Annotated in this window: 19 protein-coding genes; 11 read left to right on the plus strand and 8 right to left on the minus strand. The window is 46.7% G+C overall.

The window, feature by feature from the left end; all coding sequences use genetic code 11:
* Positions 1-23: 23 nt before the first annotated feature.
* The 3 genes from IFU39_RS01460 to IFU39_RS01470 all read left to right on the plus strand — a co-directional run bounded on the left by IFU39_RS01460 (position 24) and on the right by IFU39_RS01470 (position 3,212).
* Entirely contained in the window at positions 24-794 is a 771-nt protein-coding gene (locus IFU39_RS01460; RefSeq protein ID WP_017687815.1) for an ABC transporter ATP-binding protein, read from the plus strand.
* On the plus strand, positions 769-2,727 hold the full coding sequence (locus IFU39_RS01465) for an ABC transporter permease (RefSeq protein ID WP_105599331.1): 1,959 nt from the start codon (positions 769-771) through the stop codon (positions 2,725-2,727). Before IFU39_RS01460 ends, IFU39_RS01465 begins: the two co-directional genes overlap by 26 nt.
* 143 nt (positions 2,728-2,870) lie before the next feature.
* Positions 2,871-3,212, plus strand: a complete 342-nt coding sequence (locus tag IFU39_RS01470) for a cupin domain-containing protein (RefSeq protein WP_105599330.1) — start codon at positions 2,871-2,873, stop codon at positions 3,210-3,212.
* Positions 3,213-3,439: 227 nt separating this feature from the next.
* On the opposite strand, the gene IFU39_RS01475 is transcribed toward IFU39_RS01470, so the two are convergent.
* The 5 genes from IFU39_RS01475 to IFU39_RS01495 are packed head-to-tail and all read right to left on the minus strand — an operon-like array spanning position 3,440 to position 6,240.
* Complete coding sequence (locus tag IFU39_RS01475) at positions 3,440-3,739, minus strand: metal-sulfur cluster assembly factor (protein WP_036613395.1); 300 nt, start codon at positions 3,737-3,739, stop codon at positions 3,440-3,442.
* 31 nt (positions 3,740-3,770) lie between these two features.
* Positions 3,771-5,003: a hypothetical protein gene (locus IFU39_RS01480; RefSeq protein WP_105599329.1), complete on the minus strand. Its 1,233-nt coding sequence runs from the start codon at positions 5,001-5,003 to the stop codon at positions 3,771-3,773.
* A gap of 13 nt (positions 5,004-5,016) precedes the next feature.
* Positions 5,017-5,628 carry a DUF2249 domain-containing protein gene (locus tag IFU39_RS01485; RefSeq protein WP_105599328.1) on the minus strand — a complete coding sequence of 204 codons (612 nt, stop codon included), beginning with the start codon at positions 5,626-5,628 and terminating at the stop codon, positions 5,017-5,019.
* Entirely contained in the window at positions 5,615-5,989 is a 375-nt protein-coding gene (locus IFU39_RS01490) for a hypothetical protein (protein ID WP_091017890.1), read from the minus strand. The genes IFU39_RS01485 and IFU39_RS01490 overlap by 14 nt, the downstream gene beginning before the upstream one ends.
* A 17-nt stretch (positions 5,990-6,006) precedes the next feature.
* Entirely contained in the window at positions 6,007-6,240 is a 234-nt protein-coding gene (locus IFU39_RS01495) for a DUF2249 domain-containing protein (protein ID WP_105599327.1), read from the minus strand.
* Between the two features lie 320 nt (positions 6,241-6,560).
* Here IFU39_RS01495 and moaA point away from each other — a divergent pair, with 320 nt between their 5' ends.
* From moaA to IFU39_RS01525, 6 genes are read left to right on the plus strand one after another with little or no spacing between them, the layout of a single operon-like run.
* Positions 6,561-7,562 carry a GTP 3',8-cyclase MoaA gene (moaA, locus tag IFU39_RS01500; RefSeq protein ID WP_091017887.1) on the plus strand — a complete coding sequence of 334 codons (1,002 nt, stop codon included), beginning with the start codon at positions 6,561-6,563 and terminating at the stop codon, positions 7,560-7,562.
* A gap of 58 nt (positions 7,563-7,620) precedes the next feature.
* On the plus strand, positions 7,621-11,373 hold the full coding sequence (locus IFU39_RS01505; protein WP_274599246.1) for a nitrate reductase subunit alpha: 3,753 nt from the start codon (positions 7,621-7,623) through the stop codon (positions 11,371-11,373).
* Positions 11,363-12,832, plus strand: a complete 1,470-nt coding sequence (gene narH, locus IFU39_RS01510) for a nitrate reductase subunit beta (RefSeq protein ID WP_105599326.1) — start codon at positions 11,363-11,365, stop codon at positions 12,830-12,832. Before IFU39_RS01505 ends, narH begins: the two co-directional genes overlap by 11 nt.
* Positions 12,817-13,509 (plus strand): nitrate reductase molybdenum cofactor assembly chaperone, encoded by a 693-nt coding sequence (gene narJ / locus IFU39_RS01515; RefSeq protein WP_105599325.1) that lies wholly within the window; start codon positions 12,817-12,819, stop codon positions 13,507-13,509. The genes narH and narJ overlap by 16 nt, the downstream gene beginning before the upstream one ends.
* Positions 13,506-14,231 carry a respiratory nitrate reductase subunit gamma gene (gene narI / locus IFU39_RS01520; protein WP_105599324.1) on the plus strand — a complete coding sequence of 242 codons (726 nt, stop codon included), beginning with the start codon at positions 13,506-13,508 and terminating at the stop codon, positions 14,229-14,231. The genes narJ and narI overlap by 4 nt, the downstream gene beginning before the upstream one ends.
* Positions 14,232-15,743, plus strand: coding sequence for a nitrate/nitrite transporter (locus tag IFU39_RS01525; protein WP_105599323.1), 1,512 nt, complete (start codon positions 14,232-14,234; stop codon positions 15,741-15,743).
* Between the two features lie 122 nt (positions 15,744-15,865).
* Here the strand turns inward: IFU39_RS01525 and IFU39_RS01530 are convergent, their stop codons facing one another.
* The gene (locus IFU39_RS01530) at positions 15,866-16,567 is read right to left on the minus strand and encodes a Crp/Fnr family transcriptional regulator (RefSeq protein ID WP_091017875.1); all 702 of its coding nucleotides are present in this window, start codon (positions 16,565-16,567) and stop codon (positions 15,866-15,868) included.
* Positions 16,568-16,638: 71 nt separating this feature from the next.
* Here IFU39_RS01530 and IFU39_RS01535 point away from each other — a divergent pair, with 71 nt between their 5' ends.
* Together IFU39_RS01535 and IFU39_RS01540 are read left to right on the plus strand one after the other, a co-directional pair.
* Complete coding sequence (locus IFU39_RS01535; protein ID WP_105599322.1) at positions 16,639-17,361, plus strand: YwiC-like family protein; 723 nt, start codon at positions 16,639-16,641, stop codon at positions 17,359-17,361.
* A 138-nt stretch (positions 17,362-17,499) separates the two neighbouring features.
* Positions 17,500-18,222, plus strand: coding sequence for a ZIP family metal transporter (locus IFU39_RS01540; RefSeq protein WP_091017873.1), 723 nt, complete (start codon positions 17,500-17,502; stop codon positions 18,220-18,222).
* 101 nt (positions 18,223-18,323) lie between these two features.
* On the opposite strand, the gene IFU39_RS01545 is transcribed toward IFU39_RS01540, so the two are convergent.
* Both IFU39_RS01545 and IFU39_RS01550 read right to left on the minus strand, forming a co-directional pair.
* Positions 18,324-18,749, minus strand: a complete 426-nt coding sequence (locus tag IFU39_RS01545; protein ID WP_192131042.1) for a YlbF family regulator — start codon at positions 18,747-18,749, stop codon at positions 18,324-18,326.
* Between the two features lie 190 nt (positions 18,750-18,939).
* Complete coding sequence (locus IFU39_RS01550; protein ID WP_181155469.1) at positions 18,940-19,626, minus strand: Crp/Fnr family transcriptional regulator; 687 nt, start codon at positions 19,624-19,626, stop codon at positions 18,940-18,942.
* Positions 19,627-19,646: the final 20 nt, after the last annotated feature.

Genomic DNA, 19,646 nt, shown 5'->3' on the forward strand with positions numbered 1-19,646 from the left:
GATGGATCAGGAGGGAATTATGTATGGAAATGTTACAAGTATCGGGACTGAACAAAGTATATCAGGGCAAAGTGCAGACTCAAGCCCTTAGTGATATTCATCTGACAATCAAACAAGGTGAGTTTGTGGGTATTATGGGCCCGTCCGGCAGTGGCAAAACCACATTGTTAAACATGGTCTCTACCATTGATGAACCCAGCTCAGGCAAGGTGCTAATTAATGGCATGAACCCGTTTGATATGAAAAAGAAAGAACTTGCCATGTTCCGGCGTCGGGAACTCGGGTTTGTCTTTCAGGATTTCAATCTGTTGGACACGCTGACGGTTGCCGAGAATATTGTACTTCCATTGACGCTGGACAAGGTCAAACTGAAGGAGATGGAGAGTAGACTACATCGTATTACAGCCAAGCTTGGGATTGATCATATTCTGGATAAACGAGTGTACGAAATCTCGGGTGGACAGCGACAGCGCACAGCCATTGCGAGATCCATGATCAATATGCCTTCGATTGTATTGGCGGATGAACCCACTGGTGCATTGGATTCCACTTCATCTCAGGCTGTCATGGAGTCGCTTGAACAGATTAATCAGCAGGAGAAAACGACCATTATGCTGGTGACACACGATCCCCTTGCTGCAAGTTATTGCAATCGAATCGTATTTATCAAGGACGGGAAACTGGCAGCGGAGGTACACCGCGGAGATAATCGGCAGACGTTCTTCCAGCGGATCATTGATACTTTATCCTTCTGGGGAGGGAATTCACATGAGCTTTCCTCAGTTCGCGTTTAATAACATTCGCCGCAATGGGCGAGCGTATATTGCTTTTTTTCTTAGCAGTGTGTTTATGGTCATGATATTTTTCGCTTATGCAGTATTTATCTATCATCCATATGTGGCAGAGTTGCCAATGGGTGACACTACCGCTACGGGGATGCAGATCGCTTCGATTATCGTGTATGTGTTTGCATTTTTCTTTGTTATGTATTCCATCAGTGCTTTTCTCAAATCACGGAACAAGGAGTTTGGCATTCTGACCATACTTGGTGCGGAGCCTGGACAGATTCGGAAATTGGTCATATTGGAAAATATGTTGATCGGCTGTCTGTCCATTATTGCCGGTATCGGCGGAGGCATGTTGTTGTCCAAGCTGTTCCTGATGTTAACCACTCGTTTTATCGGGATGGATGATCTGTCCTTTTATTTTCCGGTGAAAGCGATTCTGATTACGATCGGGGCCTTTCTGTTATTATTTTTCTGCATTTCACTTTTCACATTGGTATTTATCGGAAACAAACGGACGTTAGAACTTTTGACGGGGACCAGCAAACCTAAAAAAGAACCCAAAGCTTCGTGGTTCTTCTCACTTCTGGGCCTGACATTACTTACAATTGGATTTGTAGCACTCCGCAGTAAATTGAGTGGCGGTACGATCTTGCTCGCAGCAGTGACAGGCATCGCAGGGACGTATTTTTTCTACTCACAACTTTCCGTGCTCATTATACGGGTATTGAAGCGTAATCGTAAAACGGTATGGCATGGTACTCGTCTGTTATGGATCTCAGAGATGAGTTACAAAATGAAGGATAATGCTCGGATGCTCTTTATGGTGACGGTAGTGATTGCGATTGCTTCGATGAGTGCAGTTGTGATTTTGTCACTGGATCAAGAGAACCGGGAGCAGTTTACAAACAATGATTTTCCAATTCAATACAATGTTTTCAGACCAGCAGAGCAATTGGATATGAGCGCTATTGATTCGATGCTTGAAGCTGCAGGCTTGGATTATCAACAGATATATCTGGAATATTTCTGGTCCGCTGCAGATCAGAGTGCTGTCTCGGTTATGCCGCTTAGTCACTACAACCAATACAATCTGACACAAGGGAAAAAGATGTTCCAATTGGATGCCGGATCTGCCTTATTTGTGGATACCCGCAATGAGAAGGATCAGGGTCAGATCGAGCGCAACAGATTTCGTAATTTTGCGAAGGGAGACAAGTTGACGTTGAGTCTGAATGCGAGCCCACTGGAAGCTCGGGTTACGGATACAGATATCGATCCACAGTTTGGAACCCTACTCTATGCTACAGGTGTAGTTGTCCTACCGGATGAGAAGTATGAAGAGATTGCCCAACAGATCAAAGAGAATATGATATCTGCTAAATATCTGTATCAGATTCCTGCATGGGGTCATGCTGTACCTGACCGCCACTCCTCGGAAGCCATGGTTAGCGATCAGCTTCTATTCTCCGCGGATTCCATTCGGAGTAGCAACGCTTCAACGGATAACCACTCTGGATATCTGAGTACGCGGTACGGTGATTTTGAAAGATTCAGACAGGGGACAGCACTATTTACCTTCTTGGGCATATTTATCGGATTAATCTTCTCGATCTCTTCCGCAAGCTTTCTGTATTTCAGACTGCATACCGATCTTGAAGCGGATGGAAAGATGGTGCATTCTCTTTCGAAAATGGGTCTCAGTTTCCAGGAGATGAAACGATCATCCACCGTTCAGATTGCTATTCTGTTCTTTTTACCGATCGGAGTAGCTATCATTGAAACTTTGGTCGTGGTTAAGCCATTTCTTACTGAATTCGGTATTACCAATTATACGATGCCGCTGTTGACTGTATTTGGTGCCTTTGTACTTGCACAGACGTTTTATTTCTTTGTTATTCGTTCCAGATATGTATCTTCTCTGCGCAAAATGATGGTGTAACTATCTTAGAAACAAACGGTCATAGGGACCGACCATGATCTGTTCATTGCCTGCATTCCTTGATTCAGATCAAGGAAATGCGGGTTTTCTTGCGATAAGATGAATGTATTCACAGATTATATTATCGAGGAGGAAGATTAATCATGAGTATTACGTCATTGCAAGAAGTCAAAACATTCAGCGAGGACCGTTTCACAAAACGGATTTTATTCCAACAGGGTGATGGAGTGACCTTTGTACTTCATTTTCTGCCAGGTCAGCAGCTTCCCGTTCATAAACATCCGGGCACAGACGTTATTTTGCTGGTTGTCGAAGGCACAGGCACTCTTATTTTGGATGGAAAGGAACAAGAGGTGAAACAAGAGGATGTGATCCATTGTGGCGGTGAGGTGGAGTTCGCATTCCATAATACAGGAGATCAGGAGGTTCGTTTGTTCGTGGTATTAAATAAAGTTCCAGCAGCATCGTATGCAAAGGACATCTAAGATCTAATATCAAGGAATTGATAGAATGATTCACTGATCGGCACTAATATAAGGGAAACTCTATTCTGGAGTTTCCTTATTTATTTTTTATTCAAGAATACATTGACCAAGTGTGGCTTCCTTCGAAAAACAAAAAGCATACCTGGGTCTGAGAACATCAGATTTAAGTACGCTTTTTCGTATTCCGGCAGCAATTTGTTCATGCATCCGGTCTATAGTCATAGTGCCTAGAAGTACCCCAGCATTTCTTTGGCTTCATTCGACATCAGCTGTGGAGACCACTGTGGCTCCCACACGACTTGAACATCAATATCAGTCTTATTTGTATTTTCCTGCAAAACCCATTTCACCGCACCAACAATTGTATCGTGCAGCGGGCAACCTGGTGTAGTCAGCGTCATCCGTACATGTACCCGTTCAGGCTCTTCCCTTACTTCATACACCAGACCCAAGTCAACGATATTGACACCTAATTCAGGGTCATATACTTCCTTGAGACATTCCAGCAAATGCGTGGTTTGTTCCATCATGTTCACTCTCCAGTCCATTTTATTAACATTAACGTCTGAATACCAAAGCAATATTTGTTATATAAACGATGGAGACAAGAGACAAAATCGTCCCTCCAACCATCATGACCTCTGCCAGATTAATCAGAATTCCACTGACAAGCAAAAGGCTTCCAGCGACCATGGCGAGCATACCCCAATTGACATACCGTTCACTTAGCATACCTGCCATCAGCGGTGTTCCGGGTCTGCCTGCCTGCTTGCCATATTTGTGGGTCCACCATAGAAAGGGCACGATTTTGGAGGCATAACCAAGTATGGTGAGAGACACCCAGCCCCCGAGATATACCCATCCAGACAGCAGAACAACACGTGGGTGGAGCAGTAGTTCAGTCCCTTGCGAGGAATAGATCAGTAGGGCAACAGCATATACAGCCAACGCACGGCTTACATACACAGACCAGCGGATGCCCGGACCTGGGTTACTTTTGTGCCGTTTCTCCTGAATTTGCTCCAAGTGATACACATAGAAGAGAAGGGCTGCGGTTAGAAGTAGGAGCGCGAGCCAGAGCAGACTTCCCTTAATACCTGTCAGAAATGCGACAACACCTGTAACTACAGCTGCATTCCACAGAACCAGGACCACTTTTTGCAGTCGAATGGAATAATCGTGGGATAAGTAGAACATGGGAAGCATTTTGTAACTGAAGCCGGTAATTAACATGCCAAACCAGCCAAGTGTTCCCATCCAGATATGTGCGCCGAATAAGCGTTCATGCAGACTATTCCAATCACCAAAGGCAAAATTCAGACCCATTAGCATACCGGACAGCCCGGTAAGAACCAGATAAAGACAGGAACAAGCTGCGCTGATCGTTACCGGATTCCACTGTGAGGCACGGAAGAGGGTAACGGCCATATTCCATCCGAACAACAGAATGCCAGAAAGCGCGAGTGTAGCAGAAACGGCAATCCAGATGACATCTGCATGAATGAAGCCGTATAAGATACCCACGATTCCAATACTGAACAAGAAATAATGACAATAACCGAGAAACAGACTGTAGATATTGGATTGCAAAATAACATGTATCAACTGATAAACGGCACCCATAGCCAGCATGGTTGCCCACCCGAGCACAAACAGATGGGCATGAAACCAGCCTTCGGGTCCTCTGAGTTCATCACCAAGCCAGCCTGTCAGCGAGAGCAGGGAGAATGCGTGATACATTACAAATCCAAAGATGCCCGTGATGATAAAAAGAAACGGCAACCTGGACATGGCTTTCGCCTCCTTACCCTTTTTCAATTCTCACTTTGGCTGTACCATCCGCCTGATCTGCAACTGTGTAGAGACAACCCAGATTGTTAAGTTCCTCAATCAAGAATACAGGCACACGGTCATTATGAATCAACACGACATCCCCGGGCTTGCAACGCTCCAGTGCCGCAAGCGTTCGCATCATCGGCTGAGGTGGTTCTAATCCCCGGTTATCAAGTACGACGGTTGGAGCCTGAGAAGATGGATTGAACTCAGCTTCCACAATAATTTCTTCTGGACGGCCCTCGCAGGAAAATGAGGTATCACCTGAAACCGAATCCAGTTCAGTCTTTGGGGGCGTACCGGATAAAACCGCTGCAGATATGGTATCTGCACTGGTTTTATTTTTTTTGTGCACAAATGTGGTGACCCAGTGATCTGAACTCTTGCGTTCTGATGAATTGGAGTACCCTTTCATTTTGAGAATACCGAGCAGAGGCGTTGGTTTGAATGGAGCGTGTAGTACAAATACATCTTCATGTTGAAGGCCTTTGACCGTGTCCATGATCAACTGAAACGGCTCCAGCTTTTTACTCAGATGAGAACGCACATCCAATTCAACAATATGGACTTCAGATGGAGACATGTGCGTTCACATCCAATCCTGCACCAGCTACATCCGCCTGCTGTACCAACTGTAGAGATGATTCATACAGGGCGACCATACCACCATACAGAGCATAGAAGAATGACTCCGGCGCATCGAGGGAGAAGGACAGATATGCTTTGGGATCCATTCCGAGCACACGCTCAAAAAGTCTCGCACTATCATAGGCGTAAAAACAGAAATGAGTATATTCGAACACAGGCATTTTTTCATAAATGGTAATGATCTCTTGTGCATATTCCACTTGCTCACGCTGTGCCATTTGAATCATGGTTGTGGCATCTTCCAGCCGCAGCGTGATGCGAAGTGTAGTGTCATCAATAATATCAACGTGCGCCATAGCGCTTCAGCTCCAATCTATAATTTGCTGATTTTGACCTGGAACGTTGTAGGCCCCTGTTCAATGTACTCCCAGTTGAAGCCGTCAGGATGTGTGGATTGGAACTGGAATCGTAGCGGTTTTGGATCGTGATCATTAATAAGCAGCATGGATTCCTGCGGTTGCAGCTGATCAAAAGTTTCGAAGATAATTTTATGTTTCAAATGCGGTGGATACTCCGTGGCATTAATAGTTGCTGCATATGTGTTCATGTGTCATTCCTCCAAATAGGGATAGTGTGGTGTTGCAATTTGATTATAGAAAATGTGAAGAGGGGTCTTTGTGAGCCTGCTCACACATTTCCTTTTGCCATAATTTTGCCTTATTTGGACCACAATCCTGTTTGGAAAAGGGTTACGGAGCATATATAGATGTGCACTTGTGCGCTATGTTTCACTTCTTGTGATATTTTGCACAGTTGAGCGAACGAGACATCCTTATATTTAGCGTCAAGATGACACTCGATGAGAGGAAGTATGTTCCCTCCTTCGGCTGATGTGAAGACAGCACCCTAGAGAAGGGAGGTACGTGTATGGAATCGAAATTAATGGACCCATTTGGAAGAATACATGATTACTTAAGAATTTCGGTTACGGATCGCTGTAATCTCCGCTGTGTGTATTGTATGCCGGAGGAAGGAATGCAGTTTGAACCGACAGAACGAATCCTGTCCTATGAAGAAATCACGTCCATCGTTAAGGCGCTTGCTCCATTAGGCATTAGGAAATTGCGTTTAACTGGAGGGGAGCCTCTTGTTCGCAAGGGTCTGGATCAACTGATTGCCATGTTGTCCGCCATTCCAGGAATTGAAGATATCGCATTGACAACCAATGGCATCTATTTGGCAGCCTATGCGGATCTGCTGAAGGCTGCGGGGCTAACACGGGTGAACATAAGCCTGGATTCTTTGAAGCCAGAACGATTCGCAAGCATTACCCGGGGCGGCAAGGTGCAGCGTGTGCTGGATGGCATTAAAGCCAGTCAAAAGGCTGGATTTCATCCGATCAAGCTGAACGTGGTGCTGATGAAAGGCGTGAACGACGATGAAGTGGAAGACTTTCTGAGGATGACCCGGGATGAACCCATTCATATTCGTTTTATCGAGTACATGCCTATAGGTGACAGTGGTGATGGCTGGAGATCAGGATATCTACCACTCGAACATGTGCTGGAAACATGCGGAGCATCATGGAACTACGAAAGCTGTGGTGAAGTTTACGGCAATGGTCCCGCAGATAGTTACCGCATAAAGGGAGCTGCTGGAACCTTTGGTCTGATCCATCCGGTCAGCAGTCATTTCTGCGGAAATTGCAATCGACTCAGGCTGACGGCAGACGGAAATATCAAACCTTGTCTCTACTGGTCGGATGAGTTCAATGTTCGTCCACTCGTAGGTGATGACAAGGCGGTTCAGGGCTTATTTTACAAGGCACTCGGAGCCAAACCCGAAACCCATGACATGGTAAAAGCCTTAAACGGGCAACAGATCGACGGCACGCCAACGTTGCGAAATATGTCGCAAATCGGAGGTTAGCAACCGCAGTTCAAGATTCAGACTTGCATTAACAGGTCACATTTGTGGGAGGACAACAATGAGTAACAAAAGCATGCCCTGGATGGGCAAACTCAAATATTTTGCCAAACGTGAAAAAAGTGCGGAGGGCTGGAGTGAAATGTCCCCGGTTAATCGGGACTGGGAAGATGTCTATCGCCGCCGCTGGCAGCATGACAAAGTGGTACGTTCCACACACGGAGTCAATTGTACCGGATCATGCAGCTGGCAGATCTATGTAAAGGATGGCATTGTGACCTGGGAAACGCAGGCAACCGATTATCCTTCAACTGGACCGGATATGCCGGAATTTGAACCACGGGGATGCCCGCGTGGAGCGAGCTTTTCATGGTATTTGTACAGTCCACTGCGTGTCAAACATCCCTACGTACGTGGTGCGCTGCTGGATATGTGGCGTGATGCACTTCAGACACATGGTGACCCGGTCCAAGCGTGGTCCAGCATTGCGGATGATCCTGCAAAAGTAAAAAGATATAAATCCGTACGTGGTAAAGGTGGATTGGTTCGTGCGTCTTGGGGAGAAGTTACACAGATTATTGCAGCTTCTTTGATTCATACGATCAAAGAATACGGACCCGACCGAATTATTGGTTTCTCACCGATTCCTGCCATGTCGATGGTCAGTTATGCAGCAGGATCACGGTTCTTATCCTTGATGGGATCACCATTGCTCAGTTTCTACGACTGGTATGCGGATCTACCACCGGCTTCACCTCAGATCTGGGGTGATCAAACGGACGTACCGGAGAGCAGTGACTGGTACAACTCGGGATACATTCTGGTATGGGGCTCGAATCTGCCAATGACGCGGACACCGGATGCCCACTTCCTGGCTGAAGCACGTTATCGGGGAACAAAAGTGGTATCCATCAGCCCGGACTATGCGGAGTATGTGAAATTCGCAGATACGTGGATGTCGGTAAAACAAGGGACGGACGGCGCTCTGGCGATGGCTATGGGCCATGTCATTCTAAAAGAGTTTTACATTGAAAAACCTACGGACTATTTCATGCAATATGCCAAACAGTATACTGATTTTCCAAATCTGCTGATTGTAGAAGAAAAAGATGGCGTACACACAGCAGGCAGATTTCTCGTTGGGGAAGATCTGGGCATCACAGGCAATAATATGGCTTGGAAAACGCTTGTATATGATGAAAACAGTGGAACCTATGCCATGCCAAAAGGAAGTTTGGGCTTCCGTTGGGGCGAAGAAGGCACATGGAATCTCAAAATGGAACACGTAGAGAACGGTGAGCCGATTGATCCAAGATTATCCTTGCTCGGTGTTCACCACGACCTCGTCACCATTCAACTGCCCTACTTTGATGACGAAGGTAAACATATCATGCAACGTCAGATTCCTGTACGTCGAATATGGCTTGAGGATCGATGGATCATGGTCACAGCCGTATATGATCTTGTGCTTGCGAAGTACGGAGTCGAACGAGAAATGACCCGCTCTGCGGATTCAACAGAAGTTGTCACTAATGGAGAACAGTTGAGTGTACGTATTAACCGTGGAGACGACATCTTGCATGAACCGCAGGAAAAACCGTTTACCCCTGCATGGCAAGAGAAAATTACCGGTGTAGATCAAGAAACGGTTACGCAGATTGCCCGTGAGTTTGCACAGAATGCCATCGATACCCAAGGTCGGTCCATGATCATCATGGGAGCAGGTATTAATCACTGGTACAACTCCGACGTTATCTATCGCGCAATAATTAACCTAATTCTGATGACTGGCTGTCAGGGTGTGAATGGTGGAGGCTGGGCCCATTATGTCGGTCAAGAAAAATTGCGTCCGGCTGAAGGCTGGCAAACGATTGCCTTTGCTCGTGACTGGACCGGACCTGCACGTCTGCAGAACGGAACATCCTTCTTCTACTTTGCAACAGATCAATGGAGATACGAGGAGACCCAAGTCGAAGAGTTGACTTCGGCGCTTGAAGGTGAACCCCGGTTCCAGCATGTAGCCGATTATAATGTGATGGCTGCTCGTATGGGCTGGCTTCCATCCTATCCACAATTCAATCGCAACTCGATTGATCTGCATCAGGATGCATTGCAGGCCGGAGCAACGACGAAGGAAGAGATTGGTGCTTATGTTGCTTCCGAGTTACAGAACAAAAATCTGAAGTTCTCGATCGAGCAACCGGATGATCCGGCGAACTTCCCACGTGTGCTATTTGTCTGGAGAGCAAATCTGATCTCAAGTTCTGGCAAAGGACATGAGTATTTCCTCAAGCATCTACTCGGTGCTACGAACGGATTGTTGAACGATGACGATCATGGATTGCGCCCAGAACATGTGGAGTGGGTGGATGAGGCACCGGAAGGCAAGCTTGATCTGATGATCAATATGGATTTCCGTATGGCAGGAACAGCGATGTATTCCGATATTGTGCTGCCAGCAGCGACCTGGTATGAGAAAAGCGATCTGAGCAGTACGGATATGCATCCGTTCGTTCATCCATTCAATCCGGCGGTAGCCGCGCAGTGGGAATCCCGTTCCGACTGGGATACCTTCAAGGAAATCGCACGTGTATTCTCCGAGATGGCTGCGCAGCAATTCGATGGGTCGCAGAAGGAGATCATTGCTACACCGCTCTTGCATGATTCACCGGATGAGCTTGCTCAACCGTACGGAGAGATCAAAGACTGGAGTGCGGGAGAATGTGAAGCAATCCCGGGTAAAACGATGCCACATATTCAGGTCGTGGAACGTGACTATGCTGCCGTATATAACAAAATGATCAGTCTAGGACCTGTGGTGAAGGATAAACCAATCGGTACCAAAGGCATATCCTGGTCTGCTAGTGAAGAGTATGAAAAACTCAAGGGTATTCTGGGCGTGCACCGTAAAGATGGCGTTGGACAAGGATGTCCGGATCTGAGCACCGACCGCAATGTTGCGGAGGCCATTCTGACCTTGTCCAGTACAACGAATGGCAAGATGGCCGTACGTGCGTGGGAAGCGCTGGAACAGAAAACGGCATTACATCTGAAAGATTTGGCTGAGGAACGGTCTGAGGAATGTTTTACATTTGACGAGATCACTTCCAAACCGAAAACGGTCATTACCTCGCCTGCATTCAGCGGATCTGAAAAAGGCGGACGCCGATATTCGCCATTCACCACCAATGTGGAGCGCCTGATTCCATGGCGTACATTGACCGGCAGACAGCAGTTCTATATTGATCATGCGATGCTCCGTGAGTTCGGAGAGACATTAGCGACATTTAAACCTGTGTTGAAGCATACGCCGTTCCATCCGAACAGCAAACGTCCGATCGAAGGTGGCAAAGAAATTGTCCTGAATTACCTGACACCGCATAACAAGTGGTCAATCCACAGTATGTACTATGATGCGCTGCCGATGCTGACGTTGTTCCGAGGTGGCCCAACAATCTGGATGAACTACGAAGATGCAGAAGAAGCCGGACTGGTCGACAACGACTGGATCGAATGTTTCAACCGTAACGGGGTAGTCGTTGCCAGAGCCGTAGTAACACACCGTATTCCTCGCGGCATGGCATTCATGTATCATGCTCAGGACCGTCACATTAACGTTCCGGGTACCAAAATATCACAGACACGTGGGGGTACACATAACAGTCCGACACGTATTCATGTGAAGCCAACACATATGATCGGTGGTTATGCCCAGTTAAGTTATGGCTTCAACTACTATGGCCCGACAGGTAACCAGCGTGACCTCAATGTCATCATAAGAAAACTGCAGGAGGTGGATTGGCTTGAAGATTAAAGCACAAGTCAGTATGGTCATGAATCTGGACAAATGCATAGGGTGCCATACATGTAGTGTAACGTGCAAAAACACCTGGACTAATCGTCCAGGTGCAGAATATATGTACTGGAACAATGTGGAGACCAAGCCAGGGGTCGGTTATCCAAAACAATGGGAGGACCAGGAGCGTTATCGCGGTGGCTGGGAGATGAAGAATGGCAAACTGGAATTGAAGTCCGGCACAAGGGCAAGACGCTTGCTTAACATTTTCCATAATCCGGATCAGCCTACCATTGATGATTATTACGAGCCATGGACATACGAGTATGAGAAACTGACGAACAGTCCGGAGAAAAAACATCAGCCTGTAGCAAGACCGAAATCCCAGATTACGGGTGAATATATGAATCTGGAGTGGGGTCCGAACTGGGAAGACGATCTGGCAGGTGCCCATGTAACGGGGATGGAAGATCCCAATATGAAGGGTGTCGAAGCCTCAATCAAAATGGATTTTGAACAGGTATTTATGATGTACCTGCCACGGATCTGTGAACACTGTCTCAACCCGGCCTGTGTATCCTCCTGTCCTTCCGGAGCGATGTACAAACGGGAAGAAGACGGCATTGTACTGGTCGACCAAAATGCATGCCGCGCATGGAGATTCTGTGTGTCGAGCTGTCCTTACAAAAAAGTCTATTTCAACTGGCAGACAAACAAAGCCGAGAAATGTACTCTTTGTTTCCCACGGATTGAAGCGGGTCTACCAACGATCTGTTCCGAAACCTGTGTGGGACGTATCCGTTATATCGGCCTGATGCTGTATGATGCAGACCGTGTTGAAGCCGCTGCTTCGGTTGAAAATGATCAGGATCTCTATGAATCCCAGATGGATATTTTCCTTGATCCGAATGACCCTGAGGTGATTCGCGAAGCGCGCGAGGCCGGAATTCCAGAGGATTGGATTATTGCAGCGCAACAGTCCCCTATTTATAAAATGGTTATTGACTGGAAAATTGCGCTCCCGCTTCACCCAGAATACCGCACCATGCCAATGGTATGGTACATTCCACCGCTTAGCCCGATTACCAATCGGGTAGAGGGACAGGGAAGTTCGCTGGAGGCCAATGATATTTTCCCGGCGATTGATAACATGCGTATTCCAGTGGAATATTTGGCCAATCTGCTTACGGCAGGAGATACGGATCGAATCCGTGAAGTACTGCGAAAAATGGCAGTTATGCGCATTCACATGCGTAACCAGCAGACGGGCAAGACCAGTGAATCGGAATTACTGGAAAGAGTAGGCATGGATGCTCAGGAAGTGGAGGACATGTACCGACTGCTCGCTATTGCGAAATACAATGACCGTTTTGTCATCCCGCCAGCTCACCGTGAGGAAGTGGAAGATCTCTTCAGCGAACAGGGCAACTGCGGACTTGATTTTGCAGGGGGGCCAGGTTCTTGCGGAGTATTCTGATGGGAGAGGAGACAACGACAACGATGACGATCGAACTCAATGAAGGAACAGGTCAGGCTCTGGTTTACGATACGAATACAAGAAGAATGGTCTGTAAACTGATCTCCTATCTGTTGCAATATCCCGATACAGTGTGGAGAGAAGGGCTGCAGGGAGTGAAGGAAGCTATACAGTCCATTTCCGATGAGACGGTGAACCAGATCTTGCTGACATTTGTAGATGAAGCACAGGCAGTAAGCTCGATTGAGTGGCAGGATGCCTATGTTCGTACATTCGATTTTGATAAAAAGTGTAACCTCTATCTCACGTATGTTCTTCATGGCGATGAGCGGGATCGGGGCCCGGCTCTGATTGAATTGAAACGCAGATATGAAGCTGCAGGATTTTATATGGAAGTAAGTGAGTTGCCGGATTATCTGCCTATGGTGCTTGAATTTGTGGCTGAGGCTCCTGAGGAAGATGCCTTGGGTGTGCTCTCCAGCTGCTATAAAGCTCTGGTCACGATGACCGAGAGCATTACCGGACAGAACAGCCCATATGGACCATTGCTCAGTCTGATGTTACAGGTCATTCCTGAGCCCCCAGCTCCTGATGTACCCAAACAAGAAGAAGCAGTTAACCAACAACCTGAAGATCTTATGCAGATCGCGGCTCAGATGAGGAGGGGGAATCGGTGAGTACACTGGAACTGTTGTTATGGGGCGCTCTTCCCTATATGGTCATTGTTTTCTGTATTACGGCAACGATCTGGAGATATGTGACGAATCCCTTCAGTTGGACGTCCAAGTCCAGTGAGATGTTGGAGAAACGCATGTTAAAATGGGGCAGCTTACTCTTTCACATCGGAATATTCGCCGTAATCTGTGGACATATTGCCGGTTTGCTTGTTCCGGTAGAGTTCTATCGCTGGATCGGCCTCAGTGATGAAGGATATCACTTGATGGCTATCGCAGGAGGACTGCCTGCGGGGATCATTGCATTTGCAGGTGCAGTCATTCTACTGGTTCGCCGTTATGTTGTTCGCCGGGTGCGGGCAACAAGCAGCATCGGGGACTGGCTGGCCCTTGTCATGTTGATCATTGTCGTTGTCACCGGGATACTAGCGACCTCGGCCAATGCGGTGAATCACACAGGTTTCGACTATCGAACAACGATTAATCCATGGTTGCGCGGTCTGATCGTATTCCAGCCTGATCCGGTTCTGATGCAGACGGTACCGCTGAATTTCAAAGTACACATTCTGCTTACCTTTGTACTGTACTGCGTGTTTCCATTTACTCGTCTGGTTCACATGTTAAGTATGCCACTGGGTTATCTGAAACGCAGTTATGTGTTGTATCGCAGAAGAGATGGAGCTGTGTATCCGAATCAGGAACAAAAAAAGGAAAGGGCGATGTAAATGCAACATAAAGGAAAGGTTCAACTGCCCTTGCAAACCGCAAGTCTGGTTCTTGGTTTCATGGTATGGGTTATCCTGTCATCTCTGATGCCATTTATTAAAGAGGATATTGCGCTTACATCTTCCCAGCTTGCATGGGCAACAGCAATTCCCGTATTGATCGGATCGATTGCCCGCATTCCAATTGGTTATTGGACGAATCGATATGGAGCACGTAATATTTTCATGATTAGCTTTGTCCTGTTGCTGGCTCCTGTATGGTGGATTAGCCGTGCGACATCGTTCAGTGATCTGGTGATTGGTGGACTGTTCCTCGGTATTGGTGGAGCTGTCTTCTCCGTCGGTGTAACTTCACTGCCCAAATACTATCCGAAAGAGAGACATGGGTTTGTTAACGGGATCTACGGAATTGGTAACCTGGGTACAGCACTGTCTGCATTTGGAGCCCCGCTGATCGCTGATCGTATGGGATGGTCTACGACGGTTCTGCTCTACAGTATTCTGCTACTAGGAATGGCAGCGCTGAATTTTGCTCTGGGAGACAAAAAGGAAACACGTGTTAATGTTCCACTTATGCAGCAGCTGAAGGCCATATCACGCAACAATAAACTATGGTTGCTCTGTTTGTTCTATTTTCTGACATTTGGTTCGTTCGTGGCATTTACGGTATATTTGCCAAATTTCTTAGTCAGTCATTTCCAGATGGACAAAGTCGATGCAGGTATTCGTACAGCGGGATTTATTCTCGTTGCTACCATCATGCGACCTATTGGAGGCTGGCTTGGAGATCGATTTAATCCGTTCAAAATATTAATGTTTGTGTTCGGCGGATTAACGATTGCAGCGATTGTATTATCCTTCGCGCCATCATTCTATATCTATACGATTGGATGTCTGACTGTGGCATTATGCGCAGGGACAGGTAACGGAACCATTTTCAAATTAGTGCCAATGTATTTCGTCAAACAACCAGGTGTAGCGAATGGAATGATCTCCGCTATGGGGGGACTGGGTGGATTCTTCCCTCCGTTGATGTTGACTTTGTTGTACAGCATGACGGGTCATTATGCCATTGGTTTCATGGCTTTGTCTCAGATTGCGTTGGTCAGTCTTGTACTTGTGATCTGGATGTTCTACCAGGAGAAGCTTCAGTTATCTGCCAGCATTCTGGAGAGTACCATTGAGGCCATTCTGATCACAGATACGAACAGTGTGATTACATCCGTGAACCCGGCCTTTACTGCGGTCACTGGTTATAGTGCTGAAGAGGCGGTTGGACAGAAGCCAAGTCTGCTGAAATCCGGTAAGCAGGATAAACGTTTCTATGACCAATTATGGCTGGAATTACGTGAAAAAGGATATTGGCAAGGAGAGATCTGGAATCGGAAGAAAAATGGAGACATCTATCAGGAATGGCTAAGTATTACGGCAATCCGTAATGAAGCAGGCGAAGTCAAATATTATGCGGGCATGTTCAGTGACATGGGCAAGCCAGAGCTCACAATCGCCTGATACATGTATCGGTAATTGTGCATACAGCAAGAGACCTTAACATCGATTGCAGGCGTTAAGGTCTCTTTTTGCACACAGAGATTGGTGTAAGGAATTGGGGTAACCCTAGTGGAGCTTGATGATCATGCATCCTTTTGTTGTTTCAATGCTTGTAAATCAAGAATGATAATTCGGCTGCGATCCACTTCGAGCAAGTGCTCTTTCGTAAGCTGGTTTAGAAGTCGGTTTGCTGTCTCCCTTGTTGTTCCGATGGAGTTGGCGAACTCCTGATGTGTCATGGGCAGGTTGATGATAATCTGGTCTCCGACCGTCTGTCCGTGTTGCTCTGCAAGCATTAAGAGGAAAGAAAGCACACGGTTGCGCACATCCTGACCAGAGAGTACTTGCAATTTATCCTGTAATTCTCGTATTTTGTCTCCGAGTACACGCATGATTTTGATCGCAATCGATGGAGTGCCCAGCATTAATCGTTCGAACAATCGGACAGGTATGGCCAGTAGTTCAGTAGGGGTAATCGCTTCAGCGGTAGCCGGATAGGGGTGTGCGTTAAAAAAGCCGGTGTGCGGGAACATATCTCCTGTTTTGAGGAAAGAGACAATCTGTTCATGCCCGTTCTCATCCGTTTTGTAAGCTTTTACAATGCCCGTACGGATGAAAAAAACAGCTTCTTTTTCACTACCTTCGCTAAAAATGACCGTTTTCTTGTGAATGCTTCTAGATATGGCGATATCTTCGACCTGCTTTAATTCCTCAGGGCTAAGGTCCTGGAAGATGGGGAACTGTTGTAGAAACTCCGCTGCTGAATCTTTGTTTACCCTGCTCATGAGAATCTTTCCTCTCTGTTTTCATATTTCTGAACTTTGACATCATTCAATCCTAGGAGGTTAACTGTGAAGTGAAAACCAATACAATCGTTATCCCTCATGAACATGGCGGTTGGGCCATGGTTAGTGTGCCTTTTCTGGTAGGTGTGATTGCAAGTGGACCGCATTGGCTGCATGTGCCCTTATTTGTAGCCTGGCTTGGACTATATCTAACCGCGTATCCCTTGTTGCAGTCCCTGAAAAGAAATGCCAATCAACATCGTCTGTACAAATGGGCTGCAATCTACGGTACAGTGGCTCTAATCTGTCTTATTCCACCCATTCTTGGTGAGTCCACGCTGTTATTCTTCGGCCCTGTACTGGGCGGACTGTTGCTTGTGAACATCTGGCATGTGAGAAACAAAGTAGAACGCTCGCTTACCAATGACTTGTGTGCCATGCTAATGTTCTCTCTTGGAGGCGCAGCTGCCTATCTCATTGGAGGCGGGCACTGGGACTATGGCATGGCGATCGTAGTTCTGTTTTCTTTCTTACATTTTACAGGAAGTACGTTCTTTGTGAAATCGGTCTTTCGAGAGCGAACGAATAAGGGTTGGCTGATGCTAACTCGCCTGGTACATATCCTTCTAATCATTATACCGATGGTGATCGGGTATCCATGGATGTCTTTGGCGTATGTCTATTCCGCTGGGCGCACCTTCATATATGCAGGCAAAACACTGCGCCCTATGAAGGTGGGAATTATCGAAATTATTGGAGCCGTGCAGTTCTTGCTCTGGTCCATTCTGTTGTAATCCGCATCATTTCATCATAGCGTGATTATTGAACACAGCAGGTGATATAGGTCACAACGTCGCAGGAATGTTTTTGATTCGTCAGCCAAGGTTAATGGAATGATAGAACATAATTGAACTTGAGAGGGGTCGGCCCAGATGTGGACTGCATTCATGTGGGGCGGCATCTCTGCCTCAGCGGTTGTCATAGGCGCACTCGCAGCATTGTTTCTGAAGATTCCCAAACGAGTCATTGGCTGGATTATGGCTTTTGGGACAGGTACATTAATCGGGGCAGCTACCTTTGAACTACTCGGAGATGCGCTGAATGATGGAGGGATTATCCCTACAGCCATTGGATTTACGGCGGGTGCCGTCGTATATACGCTGTTTGACTTGCTCGTTTCTGCAAAGGGAGGGGCAGGGCGCAAACGCTCGGGAAGGTCAGGAGACTCGAATCAAAGCGGCCTGGGTATCTTTGCAGGCACGGTAATGGACGCTATCCCGGAATCCATCATGCTTGGAGCCAGCTTGCTGGCTGGCAACGGTGTCAGTGTGGTGCTGGTGGTATCGATCTTTGTCAGCAACATTCCTGAAGGTCTTTCCAGTACGGTTGGACTGCAGGGCAAGTACAGTCGTGGCAAAATTATATTAATGTGGCTGAGTGTACTATTGATCTCCGCGCTTGCGGCTTTGGGTGGATATCTGTTTCTGGAACAGCTTCCAGAGGAGATGGGGGCAGCAATTGGTGCATTTGCAGGTGGCGGAATCATTGCTATGATTTGCTCTACCATGATGCCGGAGGCTTTCGAAGAGGGCGGACCTGTTGTGGGTTTGATTGCATCCATGGGATTGCTCGTATCGCTGTTGTTGGATCTATAGAGGACAGAACAAGCTTCCAATCACTTTATATAAAAAGAGTATCTGAACAGAGTGATTTCTGATCGGATACTCTTTTTGATTATTTAACCAAAAGGATGATATTAATGGTTGCCGGAACAGCTTCCTCCGCACCCGCAAGCTTCCTTACCTAGTTCATTGGCTTCGGGCAGGCGGTTCAATTCCACGGATTTCGTGAAGTAGTGACTGATCTGCTGGTGCAGCTGGCTGAATTCCCGCTGAGCATAGATAAACCGACGAATGAGGGGATGATTATAGAGTGCACGTTCTTCCTCTTCATACACCTGGATTTCAGATGCAAGCAATTCAATGTTCTGTCGTTCTTTCTCCTCCAGTGCCTGGTGTTTTTCCATAAAACGCTCATACTGGGCTGTGGCTTGCTCATCTGCTGCAAACTGATCAATCATGTCCCGCATCTCTTTGTAGCCTTCATCTTGTAATAGCAGTGAACATAGCTCCTGCATTTTGTGCATAATGATCTGTTTGTCCAATTTAACAACCGTATTCATCGTATAAACCTCCTGTAAATCTTTTCTTAACTGTATACTGTAACGCTAAGCTTCACTGTGACGATACTCACATCCAATGTGAAATATAATACTTGTCCCAAAGCTATATAAGCTGAACTAATCATTCACACGTTAACATTGATGGGAAGGTCATTCTGCCCTCGTGGTGTTAGTGCAAATAATCTTTAGTTCAGAACGGAACCATTTCCCTAAGCTGCTCCAGTTGAAGAATAAGGATGCAGTTCCCTGTAACCTGAAGCAGTCCCTGGGTCTGCATCGTGGCGAGTTTACGACTAAGTGTTTCGGGGGTGATACCAAGCAACAGTGCCATATCTTTTTTGAAAACAGGCAAACGGATCTCATGCCTTGCATGATTTCGGGTATGAAAATACAAAAGCAACTTGGCAATCTTCTGTTCCGTTGTCATCGCACTGAGCGAGCTGTTCCATTCATCGGTTTCACGGAGAAGATTGGAAATGGCAAGCAGGAAATGATAAGCAAGCTTTGGATCATGTTCCATTAACTGGTCAAAGTCATGCTTGCTGATAGAGCAGATGGCCGAAGGCTCCAGAACTTCGGCGTTCGCGGCATGTGGTTTTTGGTGTAACAGGGAATCTTGTCCGAAGAAATCTCCGGGAAACAGAAACCGGATAATATGTTCCTTGCCATTTTCATTGTATTTGGATAACTTTACACATCCCTGATGAACCACGTAAAGCGTATCTGAGCGTTCGCCCTCCTGAACGACAACTTCGCCTTTGTTATATTTGCGGGTATGCAGAAGGGAGGTCAGCAATGCAGCTTCGGCTGGATCAAGATGCTGGAACAGAGATACTTTGGAGAAACAGGCATCCTTCGCTTCGTGTGTACAGATCATCATTTAATCACCTCGAATTG

It is taken from the genome of Paenibacillus sp. CFBP 13594 (assembly GCF_014842675.1).
Taxonomy (GTDB): domain Bacteria; phylum Bacillota; class Bacilli; order Paenibacillales; family Paenibacillaceae; genus Paenibacillus; species Paenibacillus amylolyticus_B.